The sequence below is a fragment of the Cronobacter sp. EKM101R genome, assembly GCF_963888145.1.
Classification (GTDB): Bacteria; Pseudomonadota; Gammaproteobacteria; order Enterobacterales; family Enterobacteriaceae; genus Cronobacter; species Cronobacter turicensis.
Genome location: NZ_CAWPHW010000033.1, coordinates 293963 through 319654, shown reverse-complemented (window position 1 = coordinate 319654; position 25692 = coordinate 293963). Strand labels below are relative to the sequence as shown.

Genomic DNA, 25692 nt, shown 5'->3' with positions numbered 1-25692 from the left:
CATCATTAACAAGCGGCGCGCGGCCACGTCCTTCTCATGAGAACGTTACAATAGCCGTCGCGCTTAATGGATCAGGGCTGGTGATGGCGGAACAGCGGCAACAAATAACGCTGCGCCTCGCGGATGATAGCCTCGTAATACTCAGGCTCAAGGTTGCGCCACAGACGCTGATACCAGATATCCATCCCTTCGCCTTCCACCATCTGGTTACCCGTCCAGGCCTGAATCAACTTATTACGCGCTTTCTGCTGGGTTTCTTCATCCCACAGAATGGCATCGTTCTTCACGTCATAGCACGCTTTCAACCACTCGCCGCCGCTCTGGGGCAATAAAATCAACGGCTCGCGCATACCCTGCTGATAGCCTTCAACAAGCTCACGCAAATAGTGTTCCGCCTGTTCACGCGGCACAGGCGGAAAGCGCCAGCAGCTGTCTTTTCGACCATAAAGACGACTGGTTCCTTCACCACCGCAGGCACAGTAGACCAGATGCTCAAGCCAAAGTTGCATTCCATGTTCAACGCGCAATATGGAAGGCCGCCAGCGTAACAGGCCATCCTGCTGAACATGCTGCAGCCAGCCGGTCATTTCGACATTCCCAAGCACAAGCGCAATCTCCCGGCTTTCACCGCTATCGCGCTCGGCGAGCACGCGCTCGGCCAGGGTCTGCATTTCCTGCAACTGGCTTTCCCAGAACAGCTCGCCAAACGCGCCGTAGGGCAGCTCCCCTGCCGCACGGTAACGGCGGTAGAGCGCCTCAGGATCTTGCTGTTCCACCAGCGTATTCAGTAGCTGCTGGTTCATGTGGTAGCGGCCAAGGCTGTCCAGCGTAAAAGGCTCGGCGTCCGGTAGTTCGCTTTCTTCCGTCCGGAAGTTGACCTTCAGCCGTAACTGGAAAAATGCCCGTACCGGATGGCGCCAGAAGCGCTGAAACTGCTCAAATGGCAACTCCTCAAGCGTGACGGGGGCAAGCGGTTTGATAAATTCCGGGTGCGCCTCGCCCTGCTCGCTGGCCGCAGGCAGCCACTCGCGGGCGTAGCTCTGGATTTCTCTGTCGGGCTGGAAGTTTTCCGCATCGAAAGGCGTACGTGGGTACAGCTGCATCAGATGGGCTTTCACCCTTCGCGCGCTCTCATCGCAGTTAAGCGCCTCGTCGCCCGGCAGGTAATGGCTCTGGGCAAGATAATCCACCAGTTCCTGTACCAGCACTGAGGGATACTTTTCACTGTTATCCTGTACCGAGCGGCCAATATAGCTGATATAGAGCTGTTGCTGAGCGGAAATCAGGGCTTCCAGGAAGAGATAGCGATCGTCGTCGCGTCGGCTGCGATCTCCGCGCTGCGGCTTCTGGCTCATCAGGTCGAACCCTAGCGGCGCCAGCGTACGCGGATAAACGCCGTCGTTCATGCCGAGCAAGCATACAACCTTAAAAGGAATAGAACGCATCGGCATTAGCGTACAGAAGTTCACCGGCCCTGCGAGGAAACGCTGGCTAATGCGCTCCTGGTCAAGCATTTTCGCCAGTTCATCACGCAACAGATTGAGCGGTACTTCATCTTCATAGTGGGCACCAATGCCCTGCTCGATAATGGCCTGCCACTGCTGTTCAATCAGCGCCAGCGCAGCTTCGGTTTCGGCATCGGGGGCGAAAAAGCTGTCCAGCATCTCCCGACAGACCGGCAGCCATTCCGCCAGCGGCCGCGATTGTGACAGCCCTTTACGCCACAGATTAAGCTGCATTAAAAGTTCAGCAAGATGGCCGACCAGCTCGGCAATCAGCCCGCTGGATTCATCATACGGCAGCACCGACTGCCACTCGCCAAGATGGCTTTCCATGGCGTAGCCCAGCAGCATACGGGTGAGGCCGAACTGCCAGGTGTGCTGACCGGTTGCCGGCAGCGCCAGTTCACGCACGTTGTCATCATCAATGCCCCAGCGCACGCCGGATTCATTGACCCACTGGCGTAGAAAACGCAGTCCCTCTTCGCTGATGTTAAAGCGGGCGGAAAGCGACGGCACTTCCAGTAGCGCCAGAACGTCTTCCGAGACAAAACGGCTGTCCGGTAGCGAGAGTAACGTAATGAAGGCCTGGAGCGCAGGATGCGCCTGACGGGCTCGCCGGTCCGAGATGGCGAACGGCAGGTAACGCTCCTGACTCGCGCTGCCAAACACGGCCTGAATAAACGGACTGTAGCTGTCGATATCCGCCACCATCACGATAATATCGCGCGGCGTTAGTTGTGAGTCCGCTTCAAGCATTTGCAGGAGCTGGTCATGCAGGATTTCGACTTCGCGCTGCGGGCTGTGGCAGACGTGTACGCTTATGCTGCGATCGTTCGGATCCAGCTCGCGTTTCCCGTCGCTGCGCTCAAACTCTTCAAGCGTCACGCCCGCCAGCGCCTGATTGCGCAGCTCCAGCAGGTCAAATTGCAGACTGTGCAACAGGTTATCGGGTTCGAGATCGACAAACACATCCATCTCTTCAAAGCGTTCAAGGCCCGAAAGCAGGTAAGTGTAGTCACGGCCTAATTTGCCCCAGGACGCGAGCAGCGGGTTGCCCACCTCCTGCTCGCCTTCATCATTAAACAGAGCGGAGGCTGTTTCGCTGTCTTTAAAGAGCGGTGCCGTTCCCTCCCGCGCATGCAGTTTACGCTTACGGCTTAACAGCCGCGCCAGGAAAGCCGGGTCTTGTATATCGCCCCAGTAATAGCGACACGGGTTAGTAAAGAGAAGATGCACATCAATATGTTTACCCAGCGCCTGTAACGCCTGTAAATAAACGGGCGGCAGCGCCGAGATCCCGCAAATAAACACGCGGGCGGGCAACCCTTCCGGGCAGCTTTGCGCATTCTCAAGCGTGCGAATAAAGCGCTGATAAAGATTAGCGCGATGCCACTGCGGCTGCCCCAGCTCAGCGGTGTGTTCAACCAGCGCCCGCCAGAGCGGCGCCTGCCAGCGCTGCGGATCGCCAAGACCATCGACAACATCTCCGGCCTCCCAGCGTGTTAACCATTCAGGGCGATACACCAGATATTGATCGTAAAGATCCGCCACGCGCGAGGCGAGCTGGAACAGCTTACGTTTGTCCTCGTCATCGTGAAGGTAGTGACGCAGCATGTCGAAGTCAGGCGAAGCGAGCATGCCAGGCAGAAGCTTCATGAGTTTCCAGCTCATGTTCTGTTTGGTAAACGCGCTCTCCTGAGGGATATCACGCAGCACACGCACAAACATGTCCCAGATGAAGCTTGCCGGAAGCGGAAATTCAATATTCGCGGCGATGCCGAATTTCTGTGCCAGGCTCATCTGCAACCATTGCGCCATACCGGTGCTCTGCACCAGGACGATTTCAGGCTCGAAAGGATCGGGAAGCGGCTGTTGTTCAACAATGAACTCCATAATCGCCTCCAGCACATCAAGCCGGTTGGAGTGATAAACCCGTAACATAGTGACTCCTGACTACTGCTCTTCTGAGGGGCAATGTAAACGTTTTAACTGCCCTTGCCTGCCCCCGGGGCTCGACACAATAACCGAAATGCTGACACATCCCGCCCCGGAAGTCTCCACCCGCGTCGCTTTCCAGCCTGCAGGCAAGGGCGGCGGGCTGATTTCTGCCTGTTGGCTCGCAAAACGCCAGAGCTGTCGATAATGCCACTGGTTAAGAAACCCTTGCGCCAGTACCTGGTAGTACCCTGTTAGCGCCCCGATGATGATGATGAACAATACCAGCGAAACCAGCACTTCCGGCAGGCTAAACCCAGCCTGACGCTGACGGATTACGGAAGCTGGCATTGCTTCGCCTCCGCGAGCGGACAAAAGTCGCTCCAGCCATGCGGCACAAAACGTAGCCGCTCTCCATCAGCCTGCGCCCAGCGCCAAAGCGTAAGAGAGGACATGTTTTCCTGCACGCCCTGCGCTGCGACCAGCAGATACGATTGCATTTGCCTGACGCAGGCGCGACCGTTCACCTCAGGCAGCATCTGACATTGCCACTGAGGCGTAAACTGCCAGTGCTGGCGTTGCGACAGCGCCAGTGCTGAGAGCGCGTCATTAAACGCTTTGATAGCCGCGTTCTCGTTTGCCGCGCGACCAAAACGACTGTCCAGTTGCTGCTGCAATCCCCCCAACATCAGACTCCCTAACAGCAGCAGAGCCAGAACCATAGCAATGGTCGACATGCCTTTCTCCCTGGCATTCATAAATTAAACCCGCTGACGCTATGCTCAACAGTCACAGGATCGCCGTGATAGCGAAGCATCGTTGCTCGTAATGCCACGGTAAACAGTGGGACAAAACCGGGCCGCCGTTTTTCCTGAACCTGAAACCTGTCGATACGCACCATGGCGGGGTTAGTCATTTTTTCCCATCCTTTACCCTCACAGGACGTGGCGCCCCGTTGCGTCTCCAGGCTGCCGTCGCGTAAGCGATACCCGGTCTGCTCCGCCTCCGAAGAAGGCGCGCCTTCAAAGCGTCCATTGCTGTTCGCATCCCACTGCACCAGCAAGCAGCTCCCTTCGCTATTGAGTTCCAGCGCGTGGCTCTGGCAACCGCCGTAGCAATATCCAGCCCGCTGTATCTGTTTTCCTATCGTAAATGCCAGTTGCCAGAGCTCTTCCTGGAGCAAGGTTTGCTGCGCCTGGCGCAGTACGCCGAGCTGCAACGCCGGGAGCAGTCTGGCCGCGCCAGTTAACAATACGCTGCTTATGCCAAGCGCAATCAGCACCTCAAGCAGAGAAAATCCTTTCTCTTTTACACGCATGATGTCCCTTCCCCCGGCTCGCATAACCGGATACGTCCCCAGACCGAAATAATGATCCGCCACTCACCTGCCTGGCTTTTCAAAATGATATGCCCGGGCCAGGCCGTATTACGTAAGCCAAAAAAGGCCAGCCCTGGCGTCATCTCGCCAATCTCCACCTCTGACCACGGGGGTGAAAACTGATCCTTAGCGCCTTTACGGCACGCCTGCTCATCATTCGTCTGCGTTCCGAGGCACCAGCCCTCAGGGCCGCGCTGTAACCGGAGTTTGTGATCGACGTTACGCCAGTTAGCGTCCTCCCTGAGCTGCTCAAGAAAATCCCGCGTTTGCTGCGCGGTCTGCCATAAACGTTGCTGGTTTTGCCAGCGCTGCCAGCCATAAACGCCTGCTGCGCTCATGCTGATAACGATGACCAGCACTACCATGACTTCAATCAGGCTATAGCCCTGCTGTTTTCTGTTCATGGCGCAAGTGTGCCACTGCCGGTAAACGTGACCAGCGCCTGTCAGCGAAACCGGAAGACATCTCGAAAGAAATCGACATATTTGCATGGGCTTGCAGGAAGCCTGGAAGGCGTGCCGAAGAGTGAATAACGGGCATAAAAAAACCGACGCGGGGAAGCGTCGGTTATGGCAGGGTAAGCGTTAAATCGCGACGGGCGCTTTAATGGCCGGGTGGGGATCGTAACCTTCGATTTCGAAATCATCGAAGCGGTAATCGAAGAGCGAATCCGGCTTACGCTTGATAACCAGCTTCGGTAACGGACGCGGCTCGCGAGTAAGCTGCAAACGAGCCTGCTCCAGGTGATTGCTGTAGAGGTGCGTATCGCCGCCGGTCCAGACGAAATCGCCAGGTTCGAGGTCACACTGCTGCGCCATCATATGCACCAGAAGCGCGTAGCTTGCGATGTTAAACGGCAGGCCGAGGAACACGTCGCAGGAGCGCTGGTAGAGCTGGCAAGAGAGCTTGCCGTTCGCTACGTAGAACTGGAAAAACGCGTGGCAAGGCGCCAGCGCCATTTTATCCAGCTCGCCGACGTTCCAGGCGGAAACAATGATACGGCGCGAGTCCGGATCGTTTTTCAACTGGTTAATGACGGTTTCAAGCTGGTCGATATGACGGCCATCGGGGGCCGTCCAGGAGCGCCACTGCTTGCCGTAAACCGGGCCCAGATCGCCGTTCTCATCTGCCCATTCGTCCCAAATGGTGACGTTGTTTTCATGTAAATAAGCGACATTGGTATCGCCTTTCAGAAACCAGAGCAGCTCATGGATGATGGAGCGTAAATGACAACGTTTAGTGGTAACCAGCGGGAAACCTTCCTGCAAGTTAAAACGCATCTGGTGGCCGAAAATAGAGAGCGTCCCGGTGCCGGTACGGTCATCTTTTTGTGCTCCCTCATGGAGCACTTTGTTCATCAGTTCAAGATACTGTTTCATGGCGTCTCACGAAAGTTGCTGCTGTGGGCGGCGGCGATAAGCCCAGACCATCATGGCTGCGCCTGCGACGATCATCGGAATGGAGAGGATTTGCCCCATGCTGATGTACTGCACCCACTCGCCGGTAAACTGCGCGTCCGGCTGGCGGAAAAATTCAACGATGATACGGAATGCGCCGTAACCAATCAGGAACAGGCCGGAGACAGCGCCCATCGGCCGCGGTTTACGGATAAACAGGTTCAGAATGATAAACAGCACGATGCCTTCCAGGAACAGCTCATAAAGCTGCGACGGATGGCGAGGCAGTACGCCGTAGGTATTAAACAGAGACTGCCATTCCGGGTGCGAGGCCAGCAGGCTGATATCTTCGCTGCGCGAGCCCGGGAAAAGCATAGCGTACGGAAAGCTCGGATCTACGCGCCCCCACAGCTCACCATTAATAAAGTTACCCAGACGACCAGCGCCAAGCCCGAACGGGATCAGCGGCGCGATAAAATCCGACACCTGGAAGAAGTTACGTTTAGTGCGTTTCGCAAACCAGATCATCACGCAGATAACGCCGATGAGCCCGCCGTGAAAAGACATCCCGCCATCCCAGACGCGGAACAGGTAGAGCGGATTTTCGAGGAACAGCGGCAGGTTGTAAAACAGGACATAACCGATGCGGCCGCCAAGGAAGACACCGAGAAAGCCCGCATAGAGCAGGTTTTCGACTTCGTTTTTCGTCCAGCCGCTGCCAGGGCGATTAGCGCGACGAACGGCAAGCCACATGGCGAATACAAAGCCCACAAGATACATCAGCCCGTACCAGTGAAGCGAAACCGGCCCAAGAGAGAAGATTACCGGATCAAAATCGGGAAAATGCAGATAGCCACTATTCATCTGTCACCAAAACCTGTTGTTATCCCGCTGAAAGTGGACAGCGGGTGAGATGCTGCGCCCTTTTCCGGACGCTCCTGAGGCAGCGGATCATAGCATAAAGCCCAGCGTGGGCGAGGACACGAAGTTGTAAAAGATATGTAAGAGCACGACCTGTTATCGCCGCGCTACAGGCCGCCGCGAATCAGGCCGCCCATACCGCGGCGCTCCATAAATGCCGCGACTTGATGGCGTACTTCGGTAGCGGATTGCGATTCGAGGCTGCGCCCGCTGAGCGTTTCGGCTTCTTCCAGCGTGATATGCCGCAGCAGATACTTCACGCGCGCGACCGAGCGGCCATTCATTGAGAGATGGTGATAGCCCATGCCAACCAGCAGCGCGACGCACATCGGGTCGCCTGCCATTTCGCCGCACAGGCAGAGGTCAATGCCGAGCCGTTGCGCCTCAAGGGCGATCATTTTCAACGCGCGCAGCATCGCCGGGTGGAGGCTGTCATAGAGGCTGGCGACGCGCGTGTTATTGCGATCTACCGCCAGCAGGTATTGGGTAAGGTCGTTGGTGCCGACGGAAATAAAATCAACGCGGCTTGCCAGGTGAGGCAGCATGAAGAGCATTGACGGAACTTCCACCATCACGCCGAGCCGGGGTTTAGGGATCTCGTAGCCAAGCATCTCTTCCATTTCACGGCCAGCGCGATCGATAAGCCGACGGGCTTCGTCCACTTCGTCGATGCTCGTGATCATCGGCAACAGAATGCTGAGATTACCGGTCGCGGCATTGGCGCGTAGCATGGCGCGCACCTGGATCAAAAAGATCTCCGGCTGATCGAGCGTAATGCGGATACCGCGCCAGCCGAGGCACGGGTTTTCCTCGCTGATGGGCATATAGGGCAGCTGTTTATCCGCGCCGACATCGAGCGTACGCAGCGTCACCGGCTTGTCGTTAAACATCTGCAACATGCCCTGGTACTGCGCCACCTGCTCTTCTTCGGAGGGAAAACCGCTTTGCAGCATAAACGGGATTTCGGTGCGGTAGAGGCCGATACCGTCGATACGGCTGCCCAGTTTCTCTTCATGCTCCGGGCTCAGGCCCGCATTCAGCATGACCTGTACCCGTTCGCCGCTTTTCAGACAGGCGGGCTGCTCGACATAATCTTCGGCGATCCGGCTAAGTTCGTTTTCTTCGCTAATCAGCCGCTGATATTCATGAAGCAGCACCGGGCTTGGGTCGACCAGCAATTCGCCGCGATAACCATCCACCACCAGCATACGGTGATGCAGCACAGCAGGCTGGATATCCGCGCCCATGACCGTCGGGATACCCATCGCGCGCACCATGATGGCGGCATGAGAGTTGGCGGCGCCGTCGCGCACGACAACGCCCATCAGCCGGTCCTGCGGCAACTCGGCGAGCGTCGCAGCGGAAAGCTCATCCGCCACCAGCACAAAACGCTCCGGCCAGGTATTTGGGCTCTGGATGTTATCGTCGAGATGGAACAGCAGGCGCTGTCCGAGCGTGCGCAGATCGCCGGCGCGCTCTTTCATATAGCCATCGGTCAGCGCAGCAAACTGCTCGGCGAATTTCTCGATAACCTTTTTGACCGCCCACTCGGCGACTGAACCTTTATCAACCTCGTCGTAGAGTTCGCGACGCAGCCGCGCGTCGGACAACAGGTGCGAGTAGAGATCGAAAATCGCCGCCGTCTCTTTCTGCGCGCCTGCGGCGAAGCGTTTGCTGTAGCGGCGGAATTCGCCAGCGGCTTCTTCGAGCGCGGTGGTCAGGCGTTCGCGCTCAAGCCCGGTATCGAGCGTTGAGGCTTCATACACCTGCTCCATGAGCGGCAGCGTGGCGTCCATCCAGCCCTGCGCAATCGCCACGCCCGGCGAGGCCGGAAGCGCGCGGATACGCGTCTGACGGTACTGGCCAAACAGCGCGGTAAGCTGAGATTGCGACAGGATAGCCGCCATCTGGGTGGCGAGCGTCACCAGGAAGGATTCTTCGCTCTCGTCATACTGGCGCAGCTCGCGCTGCTGGACGACTAAAACGCCAAGCAACTGGCGGCGCTGAATAATCGGCACGCCGAGAAAGGCGCGGAAACGTTCTTCGCGCACAGCGGGAATGTATTTAAAGCTCGGGTGTTTTTGCGCATCCGCGAGGTTAATCGGCTCGGCGAGACGTCCGACAAGCCCGACGATGCCTTCGTCAAAGGCCAGCGTCACGGTACGCCCGCGCGGCTTTTTCAGCCCCTTGGTTGCCATGAGGTAATAGCAACGCCGGTCATGGTCGGCGAGATAAACCGAACAAACTTCGGTATCCATCGCAAGACAGATATCCGTAACGAGAATATCCAGCGCCTCGTTGAGGCGCGGGGCGCTGGCGACTTTCTCGACTATTTCTCGCAACCGGGTGAGCATAATTTGCGTGGCTTAACCTCTTTTACGTCGCCAGGCAGGCGAAGGATTACGCTGCGGTGGCGCGCTCTCCTGCATCGGCATCACAACGCTTGCGAACTCCTTCATGACCCGACGATATACATCGCGCTTAAAAGAGACCACCTGGCGCACCGGATACCAGAAGCTCACCCACCGCCAGCCGTCAAATTCTGGCGTACTGCTGGTTTGCATGTTGATATCGGCGTCGTTGCTCATTAACTGCAGAAGAAACCACTTTTGTTTCTGGCCGATACATACCGGCTTTGTGTCCCAACGCACCAAACGTTTTGGTAATTTGTAACGTAACCAGTTTCGGGTTGTGGCAAGGATGCGCACATCTTTTCGTTGTAAACCGACTTCTTCGAAAAGCTCGCGGTACATCGCCTGCTCCGCCGACTCGCCAGGATTAATGCCGCCTTGCGGGAATTGCCAGGAGTGCTGACCAAAACGTCTGGCCCACATTACCTGCCCCTGACGATTACAGATCACGATACCAACATTCGGGCGGTAGCCATCATCATCGATCACCGGACTACCTCAAAATAAACCTGGATAGTAACGATTGTTTCATACTCCTCATTGACGGTAAACCACTCTGTTAGCGGGTGCGCACAGGAATAACATTTGAATAACTCACAAAAATATGCGGGGTTATAAACAGGGGAAGCGGCAGAAGCCCGCTTTTATTCACTTTTTCTGTGGATATCTTTGTGAAGAAGTGTCTTATTTCCCAGGGAAAACCCAAAACAACTTATCACTAAGGATAATTCTTATAGATAAAATTTTATTTCTATTCAAACGATTAAAATTAAAAAAGCATGATATTCACTATGCAATGTGACGATCATCACACTCACGATCCTTACTCTGACGAAAGATCGACCAGCGTCGTTTTTATCCACAGATTATGCCAATAACTTAGTCACAATTTGCTAAAAAAGAGGGTTTTCCCCGTCCGTCAAGGCTGTAAATCGAAACAGTAGTAAGGGATTTACACAGTTATCCCATTTTTCTGTGGATAAACTGGTGTAAGATCCTGTTTATTGTCGGTGACCAGAATTGAACAACCTCATTTTCCGCCACGCAGGAAATCTTTTTTCAGAATAAAAAGCATTTTAAATCATAGCATTGTCTCGTTTGCTAACAAGCAGGTAAACTCTTTCCACAAGCACGCTTTTTACTGTTCATTTTTTAAACAAAAGGTAATGGTTATGGCATCCCTCGCTCCTCTTACTCAACCGCCCGTCGATGAAGCGCAGCTGCTGCATCAGGCGCAGCAGTTAGCGGGGCTGACGCTTGGCGAGCTGGCGGCGCTGGCGGGGCTCGAAACGCCTCCCGATTTACGTCGCGATAAAGGCTGGATCGGCGTACTGCTGGAGCGCTGGCTCGGTGCCAGCGCAGGCAGTAAGCCGGAACAGGACTTCGCCGCGCTTGGCGTGGAGCTAAAAACGATCCCGATAGACGGCCAGGGGCGCCCGCTTGAGACCACGTTTGTGTGCGTCGCCCCGCTGACCGGTAATACGGGCGTGACATGGGAAACCAGCCACGTGCGTCATAAGCTCCGTCGCGTGTTGTGGGTGCCGGTGGAAGGCGAGCGTGAAATTCCGCTGGCCGTGCGACGCGTCGGGGCGCCGCTGCTCTGGAGCCCCTCGCCGCAGGAAGACGATCAGCTGCGTCGCGACTGGGAAGAGTTGATGGACTTGATTGTGCTCGGGCAGGTGGAGCGCATTACCGCGCGTCACGGAGAGGTGTTGCAGCTGCGTCCAAAAGCCGCCAACAGCAAAGCGCTGACGCCCGCCTTCGGCGCGCATGGCGAGCCGATACTGACGCTGCCGCGCGGCTTTTACCTGAAGAAAAACTTTACCGCCGCCCTGCTGGCGCGTCATTTTTTGTTATGAACGCCTTAAATTTTTGTCAACAGCCATGCGCAGACGCATATAATTAGCGTTTTGTTTCTTTGAGCAGGACTTTTTGAATGTTGTTTGCATGGATAACAGATCCCAACGCCTGGCTGGCGCTCGGTACGCTGACGCTGCTGGAGATTGTGCTTGGGATCGACAATATCATTTTTCTCTCTCTGGTGGTGGCGAAACTGCCGAAGTCTCAGCAGGCGCTGGCCCGTAAAATGGGCCTCGGCGCAGCGATGATTATGCGCCTCGCGCTGCTGGCGTCGATCGCCTGGGTCGTGAAGCTCACTAACCCGCTGTTTACCGTGTTCGATCAGGCTATCTCGATACGGGATCTGATCCTGCTGCTGGGCGGCCTGTTCCTTATCTGGAAAGCCAGTAAAGAGATCCACGAGACGATCGAAGGCGAAGAAGAAGGCCTGAAAACCAATGTGCACTCCTTCTTTGGCGCCATCTTCCAGATCATGCTGCTGGATATTATCTTCAGCCTGGATTCGGTCATTACCGCGGTTGGCCTCTCCGATCATCTGTTTATTATGATGGCGGCGGTGGTTATCGCCGTGGGTGTGATGATGTTCGCGGCACGCCCTATCGGCGAGTTTGTCGAGCGACATCCGTCCGTGAAGATGCTGGCGCTCTCTTTCCTGATCCTGGTGGGCTTCACCCTGATGCTGGAGAGCTTCGATATTCACGTGCCGAAAGGCTACATTTACTTCGCGATGTTTTTCTCCATCGCCGTGGAAAGCCTCAATCTGCTGCGCAACAAGAAAAAACCGCTGTAATCGGACGCTCCTTCGGGAGCGTTTTTGTTTATTCCCCTGTGCTTTTAAGAATTTGCTGCTTTTTCACGCCGCCTCGCTGCTTTTTACTAGACTCTACGTGGACCCCTTCCTGATGAGGCGAAAAACAATGAAAAAATGGGCTGTAGCAATTTCTGCCGTCGGATTGGCCTTCGCGGTTTCAGGCTGTAGCAGTGATTACGTCATGGCGACCAAAGATGGCCGGATGATCCTGACTGAAGGCAAACCGCAGGTCGATGACGAAACCGGGCTGGTCAGCTATCGCGACCCACAGGGTAACGAGATGCAGATTAACCGCGACCAGGTTTCGCAAATCATTGAGCGTTAAATAAAAGGTCAGCATCGCGCTGACCTTTTGGTTTTTTCTCCCTTCACTCTTTTCCTTTTGTCTCCCCTCTGCCATGTTTATATTCCTTTGTCAGGAATGGCCTGACGCGGACTGAACAACAGAAGGTAGGCCGGCTATGCATTATCACCGTATCCCTCATAGCTCACTTGAAGTCAGCACGCTGGGGCTGGGAACCATGACCTTTGGTGAACAAAACAGCGAGGCCGACGCCCATGAACAGCTCGATTACGCGGTAAGCCAGGGCATAAACCTCATTGATGTCGCCGAAATGTATCCCGTCCCGCCGCGCCCCGAAACGCAGGGCCTGACGGAAACCTATGTCGGCAACTGGCTGAAGAAACGCGCGAACCGCGAGAAGCTGGTGATCGCCTCCAAAGTCAGCGGCCCGAGCCGCAACAGCGACAGCGGCATCCGTCCTAACCAGGCGCTGGATCGTAAAAATATCCGCGACGCGCTCGACGCCAGCCTGAAACGTTTACAGACGGATTATCTCGATCTCTATCAAGTGCACTGGCCGCAGCGCCCGACCAACTGCTTTGGCAAGCTGGGCTATACCTGGAGCGACAGCGCGCCGGTCGTCACGCTGCTGGAAACCCTGGAAGCGCTGGCGGAATTCCAGCGTGCGGGGAAAATCCGCTATATCGGCGTCTCGAATGAAACCGCCTTTGGCGTGATGCGCTACCTGCATCTGGCGGATAAACACGATCTGCCGCGCATCGTCACCATCCAGAACCCGTATAGCTTACTGAACCGTAGCTTTGAAGTGGGTCTGGCCGAAGTGAGCCAGTTCGAGGGCGTGGAGTTGCTCGCCTATTCCGCGCTGGCGTTCGGCACGCTGACCGGCAAATACCTGAACGGCGCGAAGCCCGCTGGCGCGCGCAATACGCTCTTCAGCCGTTTTACGCGTTACAGCAGCGCGCAGTCGCAAAAAGCGGTGGCGGCGTATGTCGATGTGGCGAAACGTCACGGGCTCGATCCGGCGCAGATGGCGCTGGCGTTCGTGCGCCAGCAGCAGTTTGTAGCGAGCACGCTGCTTGGCGCGACAACGATGGAACAGCTGAAAACCAACGTCGAAAGCCTGCATGTGACGCTTAACGAAGACGTGCTGGCGGAGCTGGAAGCGGTGCATCAGGTCTATACCTACCCGGCGCCGTAAGTGCCGCTTCATCATCAGCAATCGATGTAAAAAGACCCGCCGGAGCGGGTCTTTTTTTACTGCTTACGTCGCCACAGCCAGAGCCCGGCGATAGCCAGCGCGAAAATCGCGCCGAAGCCGACGCCAATCCCCACCACCGGCAGCGAGAGTTTCACCGCCAGCGAATAGAGCCCCAGCATCAGCAACATCGCAGTATTCTCGCCGAGGTTTTGCACCGCAATCGCGTTGCCTGCGCCAACGGAACGCTTACCGCGCTCCTGCAACAGCGCGTTGAGCGGCACCACGAAGAACCCGCCGAAAAAGCCTATCAGCAGCAGCAACAGATAAGCCGGCAGCGCCGCCTGCTGGAGCGAGAAGAAGATAACCGCGACGCCAATCAGAATGCCCGCAGGCATGCAGCGCGACACACGCTCCAGCGTCACCAGTTTCGCCGCCGCCCCCGCGCCCGCCACAATACCGACCGCCACCATCGCGTTCAGGTAGGTCGGCGTGGCGTTATCGGTAATGCCGAGCGCTACCGGCACCCACAGCACCAGCAGAAAACGCAGCGTAACGCCCGCGCCCCAGAACATGCTGGTGCCGACCAGCGAGAAGCGGGTTTCGTCGTTATGCCACAGCGTACGGCAGGCGTTAAAGAAGCTGCGCGTCATCGGGGCGACGCGCCACGACTGGCCTGGCCGCGCGGCACCCAGTTTCGGGATAAGCAGGTTCGCGCCCACCGCGCCCGCGTAGGCTAACGCACAGACGCCAAGCGCTGCGCCCACGTGCCAGTCCGCCAGCATACCGCCAGCCATAGAGCCAATCAGGATCGCCGCGATCGTCGACGACTCCATCAGGCCGTTCGCTTTCACCAGACGGTCGCCGGTCGTTATCTCGCCGAGAATGCCGTACTTGGCGGGCGAATACGCCGCCGCGCCAACGCCCACCAGCGTATAACCGGCAAACGGGTTGCCGCCGAAAACAATAGCCACCGCGCCGAGCAGCTTCAGGCCGTTGGCGACCATCATCACCCGCCCTTTGGAGAAGCTGTCCGCGACCTGGCCCACGAACGGCGCCAGCAGAATGTAGGCGCAGACGAATACCATCTGCAGCACCGGCTGGCTCCATTCCGGATAGAGCTGCTGCTTAAGCAGCGCAAGAGTGGCGAACAGCAGCGCGTTATCGCCAAACGCCGAGAGAAACTGCGCGGCGATAACCGCCATCATTCCCCGCGAAAACAGCGATCCGTTCTGGATGTGCGAATCAGGCATGGTGGGCCTCTTCTTCGTCGACGATTTTTTTCAGCGTCACGAAATCCGGTTTGCCGCTGCCAAGTAACGGCAGCTGTTTGAGGAAGCGGATATCACGCGGTACGGCCAGCTCCGGAACGCCTTTACTGCGTGCCTGCTGCGCCAGTTTCTCGCGGTTCAGCTCCGGATCGGTGGTGAAAAGCACCAGCGCTTCACCTTTCGCGGCATCGTGTTTAATCGCCGTGGCGTGCATTTTCTCCGGCGAGACCGCCAGCGCCAGGCCTTCGACCATCTCAAGTGACACCATCTCGCCCGCGATTTTGGCAAAGCGTTTGGCGCGCCCCTGGATCTGCACAAAGCCCTGCTCGTCGAAAGCGACGATATCGCCGGTGTCATACCAGCCTGGCTCGCTGACGCCTTGCGGGTTTTCCGCCGCAGGCGTTTCCAGCACGCCCGGGTTTTCCACGCGCAGATAGCCTTTCATGATGTTCGGGCCTTTCAGCTGCAAACGCCCGCCCTGCTCAATGCCCGGCACTTCCACCAGACGCGCGTCCATCGCCGGCAGAATACGCCCGACGGTGCCCGGCTTCGCCGCCATCGGCACGTTAATAGACACCACTGGCGCGCATTCGGTCACGCCATAGCCTTCCAGAATGCGCAGGCCGAATTTATCCTGCCAGATTTGTTTGGTGCTCTCTTGCAGCTTCTCGGCACCGGCTACCACATAGCGCACCAGGTGGAAATCGTACGGATGCGCGAAGCGTGCATAGTGGCCGAGGAAGGTGGACGTGCCGAAAATCACCGTACAGTTGCGGTCATACACCAGCTCCGGCACCACGCGGTAGTGCAGCGGGCTTGGGTAGAGGAACACTTCCGCGCCGGTCAGCAGCGGCGTAAACAGCCCCACCGTCAGACCAAAAGAGTGGAACAGCGGCAGCGCCGACATAAATTTGTCGTCGGCGGTGAAATCCGCGATGGTGCGGATCTGCTCAACGTTCGCGAGCAGACTCTTATGGCTGTGCACCACGCCTTTCGGGTTGCCTTCTGAACCTGAAGTAAAGAGGATCAGCGCCGCGTCTTCCGGCTGCTGCTCCACCTGCGCCAGGCGCGGCATTAACAGATGCGCGAAGATCCACGCTTTGTCCTTCGCCGTGACTTCGCCTTTCAGATCTTCCAGGAAGACCCAGCGCACGGAAGTGATTTGCTCCGGCAGATGCCAGAGCTTGCCTTTATCCAGGAACTGGCGCGAGGTGAAAATGGTTTTGATCTGCGCGGCGGTAATCGCGCTGGTCAGCCCCTGCACGCCAGCGGTGTAGTTCATCATCGCCGGAATTCGCCCGCGCATCACCGCGCCGAAAATCACCGCGGCGCTGATGCTGGCGTTCGGCAACATCAGGCCGATGGCCTCGCGCGGCGCGCTGTATTTATCAAGAATGCGCCCCACGAACAGCGTTTTCATCATGAGGCTGCGGTAGGTGTCCGGCGTGAAGTTGATATCTTCCAGACAGTTTTTGCCCTCGCCGTAGCGCTTTTGCGCGTTGATGAGCGCTTCAAACAGCGTTTCGCGCGGACGCGCCGCCATGCGCGCTTCCATCATGACCTGATGCAGCATTTCGCCCGCCATTTTGCGGCGGTCGCGCGCTTTCGGCGCGTCAGGCATCGGGATGCTGGTCGGCGGCAGAATATGAATGGAAATACGCGGGAACACGCGGCGTTTCACCAGCCCTTTCAGGCGGCTGAAAAACGTCAGCTCCGCGCCTTCAATACGTACCGGGATGACCGTGGCCTGCGATTTCGCCGCCACAAAGCCCGCGCCTTCATAGATTTTCATCAGCGAGCCGCTGATGGAGATGCGCCCCTCCGGGAAAATCACCACCGGACGCCCCTCGCCGACCAGGCGCACCAGCTGTTTAACCGACATCGGCTTGGTCGGGTCGAGCGGTACAAAATCGATAAGCGGCTTCAGCGCGCGCATATACCACTGCTGGCTGATAGAGGTGTAGACCGCGAATACCGGGCGGACAGGCAGGAAAAGCGCCATCAGCGCGCCATCAAGGAACGAAACGTGATTTGGCGTGATCAGAACGCGCTGCTGAGTCAGCGGCCCGGTATCTCCGTATACCTGGATGCGAAAGAGCAAACGGAACAGCCAACGAAAGAATTTTAAAACCATATCAACGCCCTTTGTTTTCCTTTAGCGAGGGTTAAGTATAGTTATCGCAGATTACACGACTCGGCGAAGAGGGGCGACAGGAGAAATTGGCAGGCCGGGCGTGATGAATAGATGTGGTGAAGGAATTCACGTGCGCAATAGTGATTGCCGGGCGGAAGAGAGGCAAAAAAAAACCTGCGCATCCGCGCAGGTTGGTGTAAGTGTTGTGATCAGCTAAGACGCTGACTTCACCTATCAATACCTCTGGGATCTCAAATGTAGCAACCCGCGAGCGCTACCCGCCAGCCAGCAATCGCAACAGCCCTTCGCAAAGTGTAACTAAAGGTTTTATCTGAAATTATTTGGCTTTTTCTCGTTACATCCGCAGGTACGCGCTCCTTAATTCATTGCCTGGCTTTTGTGAGCAAGCGCCCGCTCACCCGGCATGTGGCTTGAAGTGGCTGCACTTTTCCGTAACACTTACCGCAGTGTAAACGCTTACCCCTGAAGGTACTGAATGCCGACTATTAAGGATGTTGCGCGGCTTGCGGGAGTCTCTGTTGCTACAGTCTCCCGCGTTATTAACGACTCCCCCAAAGCCAGTGACGCCTCCCGCCAGGCGGTGCTGAGCGCCATGGAACAGCTCAGCTATCACCCTAACGCCAACGCCCGGGCGCTGGCCCAGCAAACCACGGAAACCATAGGCCTGGTAGTGGGCGACGTCTCGGACCCGTTCTTCGGAGCGATGGTGAAAGCGGTCGAACAGGTGGCCTACCACACCGGGAATTTCCTGCTTATCGGGAACGGCTACCACAGTGAACAGAAAGAGCGTCAGGCGATTGAGCAACTGATTCGCCACCGCTGCGCGGCGCTGGTGGTGCACGCCAAAACCATTCCTGACGAAGATCTCATTCCACTGATGAAGCAGATCCCCGGCATGGTATTGATCAACCGTATTCTGCCGGGCTTCGAAGCGCGCTGCGTGGCGCTCGACGACCGTTACGGCGCCTGGCTTGCCACCCGGCATTTGATTCAGCAGGGCCATACGCGCATCGGGTATCTCTGTTCAAATCATGCGATTTCGGATGCCGAGGATCGTTTACAGGGCTACTACGACGCGCTGCGCGAACATGATTTACCCTGCAACGACCGGCTGGTCGCCTGGGCTGAGCCGGATGAAAGCGGCGGCGAACAGGCGATGACCGAGCTGCTCGGTCAGGGGAAACAGTTTACCGCCGTGGCCTGTTATAACGATTCGATGGCGGCAGGCGCGATGGGCGTGTTGAACGATAACGGCATCACGGTGCCGCAGGAGATTTCACTGATTGGATTTGATGATGTGCTGGTGTCGCGCTATGTGCGCCCGCGGTTGACGACCATCCGCTACCCGATCGTCACCATGGCGACCCAGGCGGCGGAACTCGCGTTAGCGCTGGCGGATAACCTCCCGCCGCCGGAAATTACCAATATCTTTACCCCGACGCTGGTGCGCCGTCACTCGGTGGTGGCGCCCGCCGAAACGGATAAATCGTAGCGATAGAGATGCACGGTCTGGTCAGGATAGTCCAGACCGTCGCCGATATACGCCCAGCCGAAACGCTCGTAGTAATCCCGGCAGGCGGAGTAGAGAAACAGCTCCTGAAAACCGTGCTGGCGTGCGTAGTTCATCACCGCGCGCTGTAACGCTCCGCCAAGCCCCTTGCCGCGCTGCGCCTCGTCGATATAGAGCGCCGCCAGCCACGGAAAAAGATCCTGACGGCTTATCAAATCACAGCGCCATAGCCCCACGGTGCCAAGCAGCCGTTCGCCGTCGATCGCCACAAACGTCAGCGGCAGTTGTCCCGGCGCCTGGCTGTGCGTCACAATGCTTGCAAAAAACGCGCGCGGCATCGATGCCCCGAACGCCTGCCAGAGCCAGTCAGTCACCTGCTCCGCATGCTGCGGGGCCTCATACAGCGGCACGATATTCATTGCAGTTTTCCCTGGAAAATCGGCACCGACTCAAACAGATAGCCGTCGAAATCGGGCGCATCGGCATCGGAAAGCTCCATCAGGCTGTTTTTCACATTCTCCAGATGCTGCCACATCGCCTGCCAGGCGCCCATCACGTCGCGACGGCGCAGCGCCGCGAGGATCGTCTGGTAATCGCCAAGCCATTTAAGGCGATGCGCGCGGGTTTCGATATGGGCGCGCAGCTGCTGCCAGAGCGGGCTGCTGTCCATGTGATGCCAGATGCTTTCAACCGTCGCCAGCAGCATCTGGTTTTGCGACGCGCCCGCCAGCACCAGATGAAACAGCTTGTTGTTGTCCTGCGTGGTGTCGTTCATGGCGATAGCGCGCTGTTCCTGCTCCAGTATCCGCCGCAGATTGTCGATATCCGCTTTGGTCGCCATTTTCGCGGCGAACGCGGCAATGTTGCTCTCCAGCAGTTGCCGCGCCTGCAGCATTTCAAACGGGCCGATATCGCTTGAGAAAAAACGCTCCTCTTCGGCTTCGTGCTCTGCCGGAATGCGCATCACATAGACGCCTGAGCCCTGGCGAATGTCTACCGTGCCCTGCAACTCCAGCATCAGCAGCGCTTCGCGCACGATGGTGCGGCTGACGCCATATTTCTCGGCGATATTGCGCTCCGGCGGAAGACGGGAGCCGACCGGGTAGTGGCCCTGGATAATTTGCGCGCGCAGATCCTCACCAATCTCCTGATACTGCTTTTTCTCCGGCGGAACGACTGCCTTCTCCACGTGATCACCTGTGCTCTGAATGGACCCAATTTCGCGTGCCGCAAGGCGGCTTCGCGGCGCGTTAGATTACCAGAGATAACGCCTGATCGAGAACTTTCGCGCCGTTAAGCGTGCCATAAGCGACAGAATCAATGACCGCGATCGGGATCTGGTGCTCGTCGGTCAATTTTTTATTTTCCGCAAGCTTAAAGCGCACCTGCGGCCCCAGCAGCACCACCTGAATGTCGCCGCCGTGTTGTTCTAATTCATCGCGCAGATTCTGCTCGGGGATGGCGTAGATTTTCAGGTCAAGCCCGCGCTCGACGGCGGTTTTTTCCATTTTCGTGACCACCAGCGATGTAGACATGCCGGCGGAACAGCACAGTACGATACGTTTCATCAGCGGTTCCTTATTTCCATTCATCATCAATCGTGAGGGTCAGGGTGCGCGACTCGCGCAGTCGCCTGTACCAGTGCAGCGATTTTTTCGCGCGTCTGGCGCGCTGGCGCTCAAGGTCAATCTCGACAAGACCATAGCGGTTTTTAAAGGCGTTCATCGGCGAGACGTTGTCGGTAAACGCCCACAGCATATAGCCCTGGCAGTTTGCGCCCGCCTCGCGCGCCAGCAGCGTCTGGTACAGGTGTTCGCCGATAAACCCGATACGGTAATCATCTTCAATCACGCCGTCGGCGTTGCGAAACTGCGCTTCGTTTTCAACGCCCATCCCGCTCTCCGCGACAAACCACGGAATATTGCCGTACTCATTTTTGAGCCGCATCGCCATGTCGTAAATGATGCGAGGGTAGATCTCCCAGCCACGCGATGTGTTCATTCGCCGCCCCGGCAGCTCGAACGGCTCGTAGTAATACGCCGGATGGAACGGCGTCTCCGGGTGCCAGGCGCGCGACGGCGCTTTGACGCGATGCGGGTAATAAAGATTGATGCCAAGCTCATCCACGGTGTTGTCGCGAATGACGGCAAGCTCCTCTTCGCTGTACTCCCACGCCACGCCGTGTTCCTCAAGTAATTGCACCAGCTCAGGCGGATACATGCCCTTCACTAACGGGTCGAGGAAGATGCGGTTATAGAAGAGATCGTAGCGTTCGGCGGCGTTGACATCGTGCGGCGCCCGCGAGCGCGGATAGGTCACTTCCGGGTTCAGGATCACCCCCACGCTGCCCGCGTAGCCTTTCTCGCGAAACAATCGCACCACCTTCGCGGTGGCGAGTGTTTTATGGTGATTCCACTGCATCCAGGTCGCGGTGTTCTGCTCATACGGCCAGCGCAGCGCGTCGAGATAGACACGCGTCTGCACCACAATCGGCTCGTTGAAGGTAAACCAGCGCGACACTTTCTGGTGGTAGCGCTCAAAGACTGTTTCGGCGTAGCGCACAAACAGCTCGACCACTTTTTTAGACGACCAGCCGCCATATTTTTCAAAGAGATAGCCCGGCAGCTCGTAATGCTCAAGGCAGATCATCGGTTCGACGCCCGCCGCCCTGATCGCGTCCAGAAAGCGGTCGTAATACGCCGCGTACTCTTCATCGACGATGCCTTTTTCATAATCGGTGAAAAAGCGCGACCAGTTGATGGAGGTGCGGTAGTGCGTCAGCCCCGCCTGTTTCATCAGCGCCACGTCTTCTTCGTAGCGGTTGATAAGGTCGGTCGCGCCCGCCGGGCCGTAGCCGTCGTGCCACACATGGCGATCGTTTTGATACCAGAGATCGAGCCAGGAGTCCTGGCCCGGTTTTTTACCGCTCCATCCTTCGGTCTGCCAGGCGGACGACGCCGCGCCGAGAATGAAATCCTGCGGGATGGCGAGAGTTTTTTCGCTCATGCGGTCCTCATACGTTTTTCGCGGTTTCAACGCGGGTGGCTTCTGCCTGCGCCTGCTCCGCGCGGCGCGACGCAATCTTCACAAACGGCAGATAGATAAGAATGGACACCAGAATACAGACCAGTTGCGTGACGACCGCCCCCATCGAGCCTGCGGTGGAGAGCCAGGCGTTAATCAGCGGCGGCGTGGTCCAGGGCACCATGACGACGGCTTTCCCGGCGAAACCCATGACCGTTGCGAAATAGCCTATCGAGCCCGTTACCAGCGGCGTGATAATAAAGGGCACCGCCAGGATCGGGTTGAGCATAATCGGCATCCCGAAAATCACCGGTTCGTTGATGTTGAAAATGCCAGGGCCAAACGAGAGCTTGGCTATCTCCTTCATCTCTTTGCGTTTGGTGGCGATCATCACCGCGATCAGCAGGCCGATGGTCAGCCCGGAACCGCCGATGCTCATATAGACATCCCAGAACGGCATAGTGATGATGTTCGGCACCTCTTTGCCCTGCTCAAAGGCGCTCATGTTGACGGTAATCGCGCCGAGCAGCAGCGGTTCGCGGATGGGCTTAATCATCTGGTTGCCGTGAATGCCTATCACCCAGAAGAGCTGGGCGACGAACATCAGCAGCAGAATACCCGGCAGGCTCTGCACCACGCGCTCCAGCGGCTGCTGCACCACCTGATAAACCGCATCGTAGAGATACATGCCGGTCACCTGATGGAACACAAAACCGAACGTGGCGATCGCGGTGGTCGTGATGATCGCCGGGATCAGCGCTGAGAACGACGCCGAGACGTTCGGCGGCACGGTATCGGGCATTTTAATTTTCAGCCCGTCGCGATGCTCAAGCCAGGTGTAGATCTCAACGGACAGAATGGCGATAAACATCCCAAGGAACAGACTGCGGGTGTCGGAGAACTGGCGCAGCAGCACATCTTTCACGACGTGCATTTCGCCATCCACCAGCATTTCGACCGTGGTCGGCGTCACGCAGATAAAGCAGATCACCGCCAGCAGGCCGGGAAAAAGCGTCTTGATGCCGTTGATACGTCCAAGTTCGATGCCGATTAAAAACACCGCGCCAATGTTTAAGAAATTCAGCGTCGCGTAGTTAATGGCGCTGGTGATGGGCTTGAGCGCCGAGAGAAAGGCCAGCGACTGGAAACTCGCCAGCCCGTTTTTCGGATCCAGCACCATGTTAGAGATCAGCACCGAAAAAGCGCCGACGATGATCACGGGCATCAGCGTAATAAACGACGCCTTGATGGCCATGATATAGCGGTAACTGTTGAATTTTGTTGCGAAACTGCCCAGAGAATCGATCAACTTTTCCTGGAATGCCATAGGGTGTGCCCTCTTTGAATGTGGCTTTTTTATCAGAAAGGTTACCGCTGAATACCTTTTTTGGTATGCCAAAAAATAGGATCGCCCGGCGTAATTATCTGTGACGTCTCTCCCACAAACGGTCATTGGTATTCCAAATATTCAAAACACCCTCATTTGGCATACCAGAATAAACCGACCTCTGAACGACCGCCAGACGCGCGGGGCGGCCCGGTTGCCGCCCGGCTTGTGTGTTAAACTCCATCGAATCACGACGACAACGGGAGCGAAGGGAATGGTGACAATGCGGGATGTTTCAGTTCGGGCAGGCGTTTCCAAAGCGACCGTTTCACGCGTGCTGAATAACACGGGCCAGGTGAAAGAGAGCACCCGCGCGCAGGTTTTTCGGGCAATGGAAGAACTGGGATACCGCCCTAACCTGCTGGCCCGATCGCTGGCGCACCGCACCAGTAACAGCATTGGCCTGGTGGTATCGAGCTTTAACGGCTTCTACTTCGGGCGTCTGTTGCAGCAGGCGTCGCGCCAGACCGAGGCGCATGGCAAGCAGCTTATCGTCACCGACGGCCACGACACGCCCGCCCGCGAGCTGGAAGCCGTGCAGATGCTGGCGGACCGGCAGTGCGACGCTATCGTCCTCTACACCCGCCATATGAGCGAAACCGCGATTATGGAGCTGATCGATAACACCGCCGTGCCGCTGGTGATAATCAACCGCGACGTCAGCCAGGCGCGCGAGCGCTGCGTCTTTTTCGAACAACAGGACGCGGCTTTTCAGGCGGTGGAATATCTGATTGCACAGGGGCACAGGGAGATCGCCTGCATTACGGTGTCGCTCGCCACGCCCACCGGCCAGGCGCGTCTGCTGGGCTACCGGCGGGCGCTGGAAAAACACGGCATCGCAGGGAACGAGGCGCTGATTAAAAACGGCGATTCCAGCATGAGCGGCGGCCATGCGCGCTGCCAGGAGTTGCTGGAGCGCGGCGTGCGTTTCAGCGCGCTGTTCGCCTGCAATGACGACATGGCGCTGGGCGCGTCGAAAGCGCTCTACCAGGCGGGCCTGCGTATCCCTGAAGATGTGTCGTTGTTTGGCTTCGACGACGCGCCGAGCGCCGCCTGGCTTGAGCCGGGGCTCTCGACGGTCTGTCTGCCGATCGAAGATATGATAACCACCGCGATTGAGAGCGCGGTGCGGCTGGCGCGCGACGAACCGCTTGCCGCGATCCCGCCGTTTACCGGCACCCTGGTGTTGCGGGATTCCGTCGCGCCCGGCCCTTACGCCGTCGCGCCGTTAAAAACGCTCAAGCGCCAGTAATTCGTCGATCGTCTGACGACGGCGAATGGTGCGCGCCTCACCGTTTTCCAGCAGCACTTCCGGCAGGAGCGGACGGCTGTTGTAGTTTGATGACATTGACGCGCCATACGCGCCGGTATCGTGCAGCACCAGATAATCGCCCGGACGCACCGCCGGCAGCGCGCGGGTTTCCACCTTGCCGCCCTCCTGCTGCGTAAACACATCGCCCGATTCGCACAGCGGCCCAGCAACCACCGTGTCCAGCCTCGGCGCGTCGCGCAAATCGCGCCCATCCGCCGCCAGCGCGGAAATATGGTGATAGCTGCCGTACATCGACGGGCGCATCAGATCGTTAAAGCCCGCGTCGATCAACACGAAATGGCGCGATCCCATCTCTTTAACGCTGCGCACCTGCGCCACCAGCACGCCCGATTCCGCCACCAGAAAACGCCCCGGCTCAATTTCAAGCTTAATGGGGTGGCCGAAATGCGCGGCGATCTGCTCGCGAGCGCGGTTCCACAGGCCGAAATAGTGGCCGGTATCGATGGTTTCGTCGCCCTCGCGGTAAGGAATGGAGAGCCCGCCGCCGGCGGAGATCGCCTCCAGATCCTGCCCGAACTCAATCACCTGACTTACCATCGCGCCGCATACGCGCTCCAGATGCCCGTAATCGACGCCCGAGCCGATATGCATGTGCATTCCGATAAGCTTCAGTTGATAGCGCTGCATTACCGCCAGCGCGGCCGGGAGATCGCTGTACCAGATACCGTGTTTGCTGTTCTCGCCGCCGGTGTTGGTTTTCTGGCTGTGGCCGTGACCAAAGCCCGGATTGATACGCAGCCAGACGCGATGCCCCGGCGACACCGCGCCGAGCTGCTCCAGCATGTCCACCGAGCCCGCGTTGACCGGCACACCCAGTTCATGCACGCGGGCGAGGGTCGCCTCATCCAGCACATCCGCCGTAAACACGACGTCATCCGGATGACGGCGCGGATCGTAGCCCGCGGCGATAGCGCGTTCGATCTCGCCGAGCGACACGGAATCCACTTTAACGCCCGCCTCGCGCATCAGACGCAGGATATGAATATTCGAGCAGGCTTTCTGCGCATAACGAATGACATCGAACTGACGCAGGCGGTCGATTTGCGCGCGGATGATCTGCGCGTCATAAACCCAGACCGGGCCGCCGTACTGCGCATGTAGCGGCAGCAGCGTGTCGGCGTTAAGGGCGCTGTCGGTGTGATAAAGCGAACGTGGCATAGCGAGACTCCTTTAAGCGAATAACGCTATTACGCCACAGCCGTTAGCGAAGAAAAAATATCGTTTTCTCTGGAGTCTATGCAAAAATGATATGGCTTTTGGATGCCATGAATTAACCTGTAAGGCGGGTAAGCGCAGCG

At 57.5% G+C, this 25692-nt stretch carries 23 protein-coding genes; 6 read left to right on the top strand and 17 right to left on the bottom strand.

The genetic code is table 11. The annotated features are described in order from the left end of the window. Window positions 1-71: 71 nt before the first annotated feature. The 9 genes from recC to rppH form a co-directional block, all read right to left on the bottom strand. Window positions 72-3443: an exodeoxyribonuclease V subunit gamma gene (gene recC, locus AACV31_RS16725; protein ID WP_165155299.1), complete on the bottom strand. Its 3372-nt coding sequence runs from the start codon at window positions 3441-3443 to the stop codon at window positions 72-74. Window positions 3444-3455: 12 nt separating this feature from the next. Next, the gene (locus tag AACV31_RS16720; RefSeq protein WP_165155301.1) at window positions 3456-3788 is read right to left on the bottom strand and encodes a prepilin-type N-terminal cleavage/methylation domain-containing protein; all 333 of its coding nucleotides are present in this window, start codon (window positions 3786-3788) and stop codon (window positions 3456-3458) included. Then, a complete protein-coding gene (locus tag AACV31_RS16715; protein ID WP_165155303.1) occupies window positions 3773-4174 on the bottom strand; it encodes a DUF2509 family protein in 402 nt (133 codons plus the stop codon). The genes AACV31_RS16720 and AACV31_RS16715 overlap by 16 nt, the downstream gene beginning before the upstream one ends. A 17-nt stretch (window positions 4175-4191) precedes the next feature. After that, a complete protein-coding gene (locus tag AACV31_RS16710; protein WP_165155305.1) occupies window positions 4192-4755 on the bottom strand; it encodes a prepilin peptidase-dependent protein in 564 nt (187 codons plus the stop codon). Then, window positions 4746-5219, bottom strand: a complete 474-nt coding sequence (locus tag AACV31_RS16705; protein ID WP_007763786.1) for a prepilin peptidase-dependent protein — start codon at window positions 5217-5219, stop codon at window positions 4746-4748. The genes AACV31_RS16710 and AACV31_RS16705 overlap by 10 nt, the downstream gene beginning before the upstream one ends. A gap of 180 nt (window positions 5220-5399) precedes the next feature. Continuing rightward, a complete protein-coding gene (gene thyA, locus AACV31_RS16700) occupies window positions 5400-6194 on the bottom strand; it encodes a thymidylate synthase (RefSeq protein WP_165155307.1) in 795 nt (264 codons plus the stop codon). A gap of 6 nt (window positions 6195-6200) precedes the next feature. Further along, window positions 6201-7076, bottom strand: coding sequence for a prolipoprotein diacylglyceryl transferase (lgt, locus tag AACV31_RS16695; protein ID WP_007763790.1), 876 nt, complete (start codon window positions 7074-7076; stop codon window positions 6201-6203). A gap of 164 nt (window positions 7077-7240) precedes the next feature. Next, window positions 7241-9487 (bottom strand): phosphoenolpyruvate--protein phosphotransferase, encoded by a 2247-nt coding sequence (ptsP, locus tag AACV31_RS16690; protein WP_007763792.1) that lies wholly within the window; start codon window positions 9485-9487, stop codon window positions 7241-7243. 12 nt (window positions 9488-9499) lie between these two features. Further along, a complete protein-coding gene (gene rppH / locus AACV31_RS16685; RefSeq protein ID WP_007724422.1) occupies window positions 9500-10033 on the bottom strand; it encodes an RNA pyrophosphohydrolase in 534 nt (177 codons plus the stop codon). Between the two features lie 683 nt (window positions 10034-10716). Here rppH and mutH point away from each other — a divergent pair. The 4 genes from mutH (at window position 10717) to AACV31_RS16665 (ending at window position 13717) form a co-directional block, all read left to right on the top strand. Next, entirely contained in the window at window positions 10717-11403 is a 687-nt protein-coding gene (gene mutH / locus AACV31_RS16680; RefSeq protein ID WP_105537486.1) for a DNA mismatch repair endonuclease MutH, read from the top strand. 77 nt (window positions 11404-11480) lie between these two features. Next, window positions 11481-12194 carry a TerC family protein gene (locus tag AACV31_RS16675; protein ID WP_165155309.1) on the top strand — a complete coding sequence of 238 codons (714 nt, stop codon included), beginning with the start codon at window positions 11481-11483 and terminating at the stop codon, window positions 12192-12194. Between the two features lie 127 nt (window positions 12195-12321). Beyond that, the gene (locus AACV31_RS16670) at window positions 12322-12540 is read left to right on the top strand and encodes a YgdI/YgdR family lipoprotein (protein ID WP_007763807.1); all 219 of its coding nucleotides are present in this window, start codon (window positions 12322-12324) and stop codon (window positions 12538-12540) included. Window positions 12541-12676: 136 nt separating this feature from the next. Continuing rightward, window positions 12677-13717, top strand: a complete 1041-nt coding sequence (locus tag AACV31_RS16665; RefSeq protein WP_146378043.1) for an NADP(H)-dependent aldo-keto reductase — start codon at window positions 12677-12679, stop codon at window positions 13715-13717. Window positions 13718-13773: 56 nt separating this feature from the next. On the opposite strand, the gene lplT is transcribed toward AACV31_RS16665, so the two are convergent. Further along, window positions 13774-14967, bottom strand: a complete 1194-nt coding sequence (gene lplT / locus AACV31_RS16660; RefSeq protein WP_165155311.1) for a lysophospholipid transporter LplT — start codon at window positions 14965-14967, stop codon at window positions 13774-13776. Continuing rightward, window positions 14960-17119 (bottom strand): bifunctional acyl-ACP--phospholipid O-acyltransferase/long-chain-fatty-acid--ACP ligase, encoded by a 2160-nt coding sequence (aas, locus tag AACV31_RS16655; RefSeq protein WP_165155313.1) that lies wholly within the window; start codon window positions 17117-17119, stop codon window positions 14960-14962. Before aas ends, lplT begins: the two co-directional genes overlap by 8 nt. A gap of 496 nt (window positions 17120-17615) precedes the next feature. Between aas and galR the strand changes: the two genes are divergently transcribed. After that, complete coding sequence (gene galR, locus AACV31_RS16650; RefSeq protein ID WP_165155315.1) at window positions 17616-18632, top strand: HTH-type transcriptional regulator GalR; 1017 nt, start codon at window positions 17616-17618, stop codon at window positions 18630-18632. Here galR and AACV31_RS16645 read toward each other — a convergent pair. The 5 genes from AACV31_RS16645 to AACV31_RS16625 all read right to left on the bottom strand — a co-directional run bounded on the left by AACV31_RS16645 (window position 18593) and on the right by AACV31_RS16625 (window position 23001). Then, window positions 18593-19069 (bottom strand): GNAT family N-acetyltransferase, encoded by a 477-nt coding sequence (locus AACV31_RS16645; protein ID WP_165155317.1) that lies wholly within the window; start codon window positions 19067-19069, stop codon window positions 18593-18595. The two genes, galR and AACV31_RS16645, sit on opposite strands and share 40 nt — an antisense overlap. Then, window positions 19066-19839, bottom strand: coding sequence for an FCD domain-containing protein (locus AACV31_RS16640; RefSeq protein ID WP_004385941.1), 774 nt, complete (start codon window positions 19837-19839; stop codon window positions 19066-19068). Before AACV31_RS16640 ends, AACV31_RS16645 begins: the two co-directional genes overlap by 4 nt. A 61-nt stretch (window positions 19840-19900) precedes the next feature. Beyond that, window positions 19901-20218, bottom strand: a complete 318-nt coding sequence (locus AACV31_RS16635) for a PTS sugar transporter subunit IIB (protein ID WP_165155319.1) — start codon at window positions 20216-20218, stop codon at window positions 19901-19903. 10 nt (window positions 20219-20228) lie between these two features. Beyond that, window positions 20229-21656, bottom strand: coding sequence for a glycoside hydrolase family 1 protein (locus AACV31_RS16630; RefSeq protein ID WP_165155321.1), 1428 nt, complete (start codon window positions 21654-21656; stop codon window positions 20229-20231). A gap of 7 nt (window positions 21657-21663) precedes the next feature. Next, window positions 21664-23001 carry a PTS sugar transporter subunit IIC gene (locus AACV31_RS16625; RefSeq protein WP_075197949.1) on the bottom strand — a complete coding sequence of 446 codons (1338 nt, stop codon included), beginning with the start codon at window positions 22999-23001 and terminating at the stop codon, window positions 21664-21666. A gap of 274 nt (window positions 23002-23275) precedes the next feature. Between AACV31_RS16625 and AACV31_RS16620 the strand changes: the two genes are divergently transcribed. Then, entirely contained in the window at window positions 23276-24313 is a 1038-nt protein-coding gene (locus tag AACV31_RS16620; protein WP_032806772.1) for a LacI family DNA-binding transcriptional regulator, read from the top strand. Here AACV31_RS16620 and lysA read toward each other — a convergent pair. Then, window positions 24290-25552: a diaminopimelate decarboxylase gene (gene lysA / locus AACV31_RS16615; RefSeq protein ID WP_165155323.1), complete on the bottom strand. Its 1263-nt coding sequence runs from the start codon at window positions 25550-25552 to the stop codon at window positions 24290-24292. The two genes, AACV31_RS16620 and lysA, sit on opposite strands and share 24 nt — an antisense overlap. Window positions 25553-25692 lie beyond the last annotated feature (140 nt).

What these genes read in the sequence shown, in the direction of transcription:
- thyA (WP_165155307.1), bottom strand. Translation starts at nt 6,194, where the DNA reads ATGAAACAGTATCTTGAACTGATGAACAAAGTGCTCCATGAGGGAGCA.
- AACV31_RS16645 (WP_165155317.1), bottom strand. Translation starts at nt 19,069, where the DNA reads ATGAATATCGTGCCGCTGTATGAGGCCCCGCAGCATGCGGAGCAGGTG.
- lplT (WP_165155311.1), bottom strand. Translation starts at nt 14,967, where the DNA reads ATGCCTGATTCGCACATCCAGAACGGATCGCTGTTTTCGCGGGGAATG.
- AACV31_RS16620 (WP_032806772.1), top strand. Translation starts at nt 23,276, where the DNA reads ATGGTGACAATGCGGGATGTTTCAGTTCGGGCAGGCGTTTCCAAAGCG.
- AACV31_RS16635 (WP_165155319.1), bottom strand. Translation starts at nt 20,218, where the DNA reads ATGAAACGTATCGTACTGTGCTGTTCCGCCGGCATGTCTACATCGCTG.
- lysA (WP_165155323.1), bottom strand. Translation starts at nt 25,552, where the DNA reads ATGCCACGTTCGCTTTATCACACCGACAGCGCCCTTAACGCCGACACG.
- lgt (WP_007763790.1), bottom strand. Translation starts at nt 7,076, where the DNA reads ATGAATAGTGGCTATCTGCATTTTCCCGATTTTGATCCGGTAATCTTC.
- mutH (WP_105537486.1), top strand. Translation starts at nt 10,717, where the DNA reads ATGGCATCCCTCGCTCCTCTTACTCAACCGCCCGTCGATGAAGCGCAG.
- AACV31_RS16705 (WP_007763786.1), bottom strand. Translation starts at nt 5,219, where the DNA reads ATGAACAGAAAACAGCAGGGCTATAGCCTGATTGAAGTCATGGTAGTG.
- AACV31_RS16665 (WP_146378043.1), top strand. Translation starts at nt 12,677, where the DNA reads ATGCATTATCACCGTATCCCTCATAGCTCACTTGAAGTCAGCACGCTG.
- recC (WP_165155299.1), bottom strand. Translation starts at nt 3,443, where the DNA reads ATGTTACGGGTTTATCACTCCAACCGGCTTGATGTGCTGGAGGCGATT.
- galR (WP_165155315.1), top strand. Translation starts at nt 17,616, where the DNA reads ATGCCGACTATTAAGGATGTTGCGCGGCTTGCGGGAGTCTCTGTTGCT.
- AACV31_RS16715 (WP_165155303.1), bottom strand. Translation starts at nt 4,174, where the DNA reads ATGTCGACCATTGCTATGGTTCTGGCTCTGCTGCTGTTAGGGAGTCTG.
- aas (WP_165155313.1), bottom strand. Translation starts at nt 17,119, where the DNA reads ATGGTTTTAAAATTCTTTCGTTGGCTGTTCCGTTTGCTCTTTCGCATC.
- AACV31_RS16710 (WP_165155305.1), bottom strand. Translation starts at nt 4,755, where the DNA reads ATGCGTGTAAAAGAGAAAGGATTTTCTCTGCTTGAGGTGCTGATTGCG.
- AACV31_RS16670 (WP_007763807.1), top strand. Translation starts at nt 12,322, where the DNA reads ATGAAAAAATGGGCTGTAGCAATTTCTGCCGTCGGATTGGCCTTCGCG.
- AACV31_RS16625 (WP_075197949.1), bottom strand. Translation starts at nt 23,001, where the DNA reads ATGGCATTCCAGGAAAAGTTGATCGATTCTCTGGGCAGTTTCGCAACA.
- AACV31_RS16720 (WP_165155301.1), bottom strand. Translation starts at nt 3,788, where the DNA reads ATGCCAGCTTCCGTAATCCGTCAGCGTCAGGCTGGGTTTAGCCTGCCG.
- ptsP (WP_007763792.1), bottom strand. Translation starts at nt 9,487, where the DNA reads ATGCTCACCCGGTTGCGAGAAATAGTCGAGAAAGTCGCCAGCGCCCCG.
- AACV31_RS16630 (WP_165155321.1), bottom strand. Translation starts at nt 21,656, where the DNA reads ATGAGCGAAAAAACTCTCGCCATCCCGCAGGATTTCATTCTCGGCGCG.
- AACV31_RS16675 (WP_165155309.1), top strand. Translation starts at nt 11,481, where the DNA reads ATGTTGTTTGCATGGATAACAGATCCCAACGCCTGGCTGGCGCTCGGT.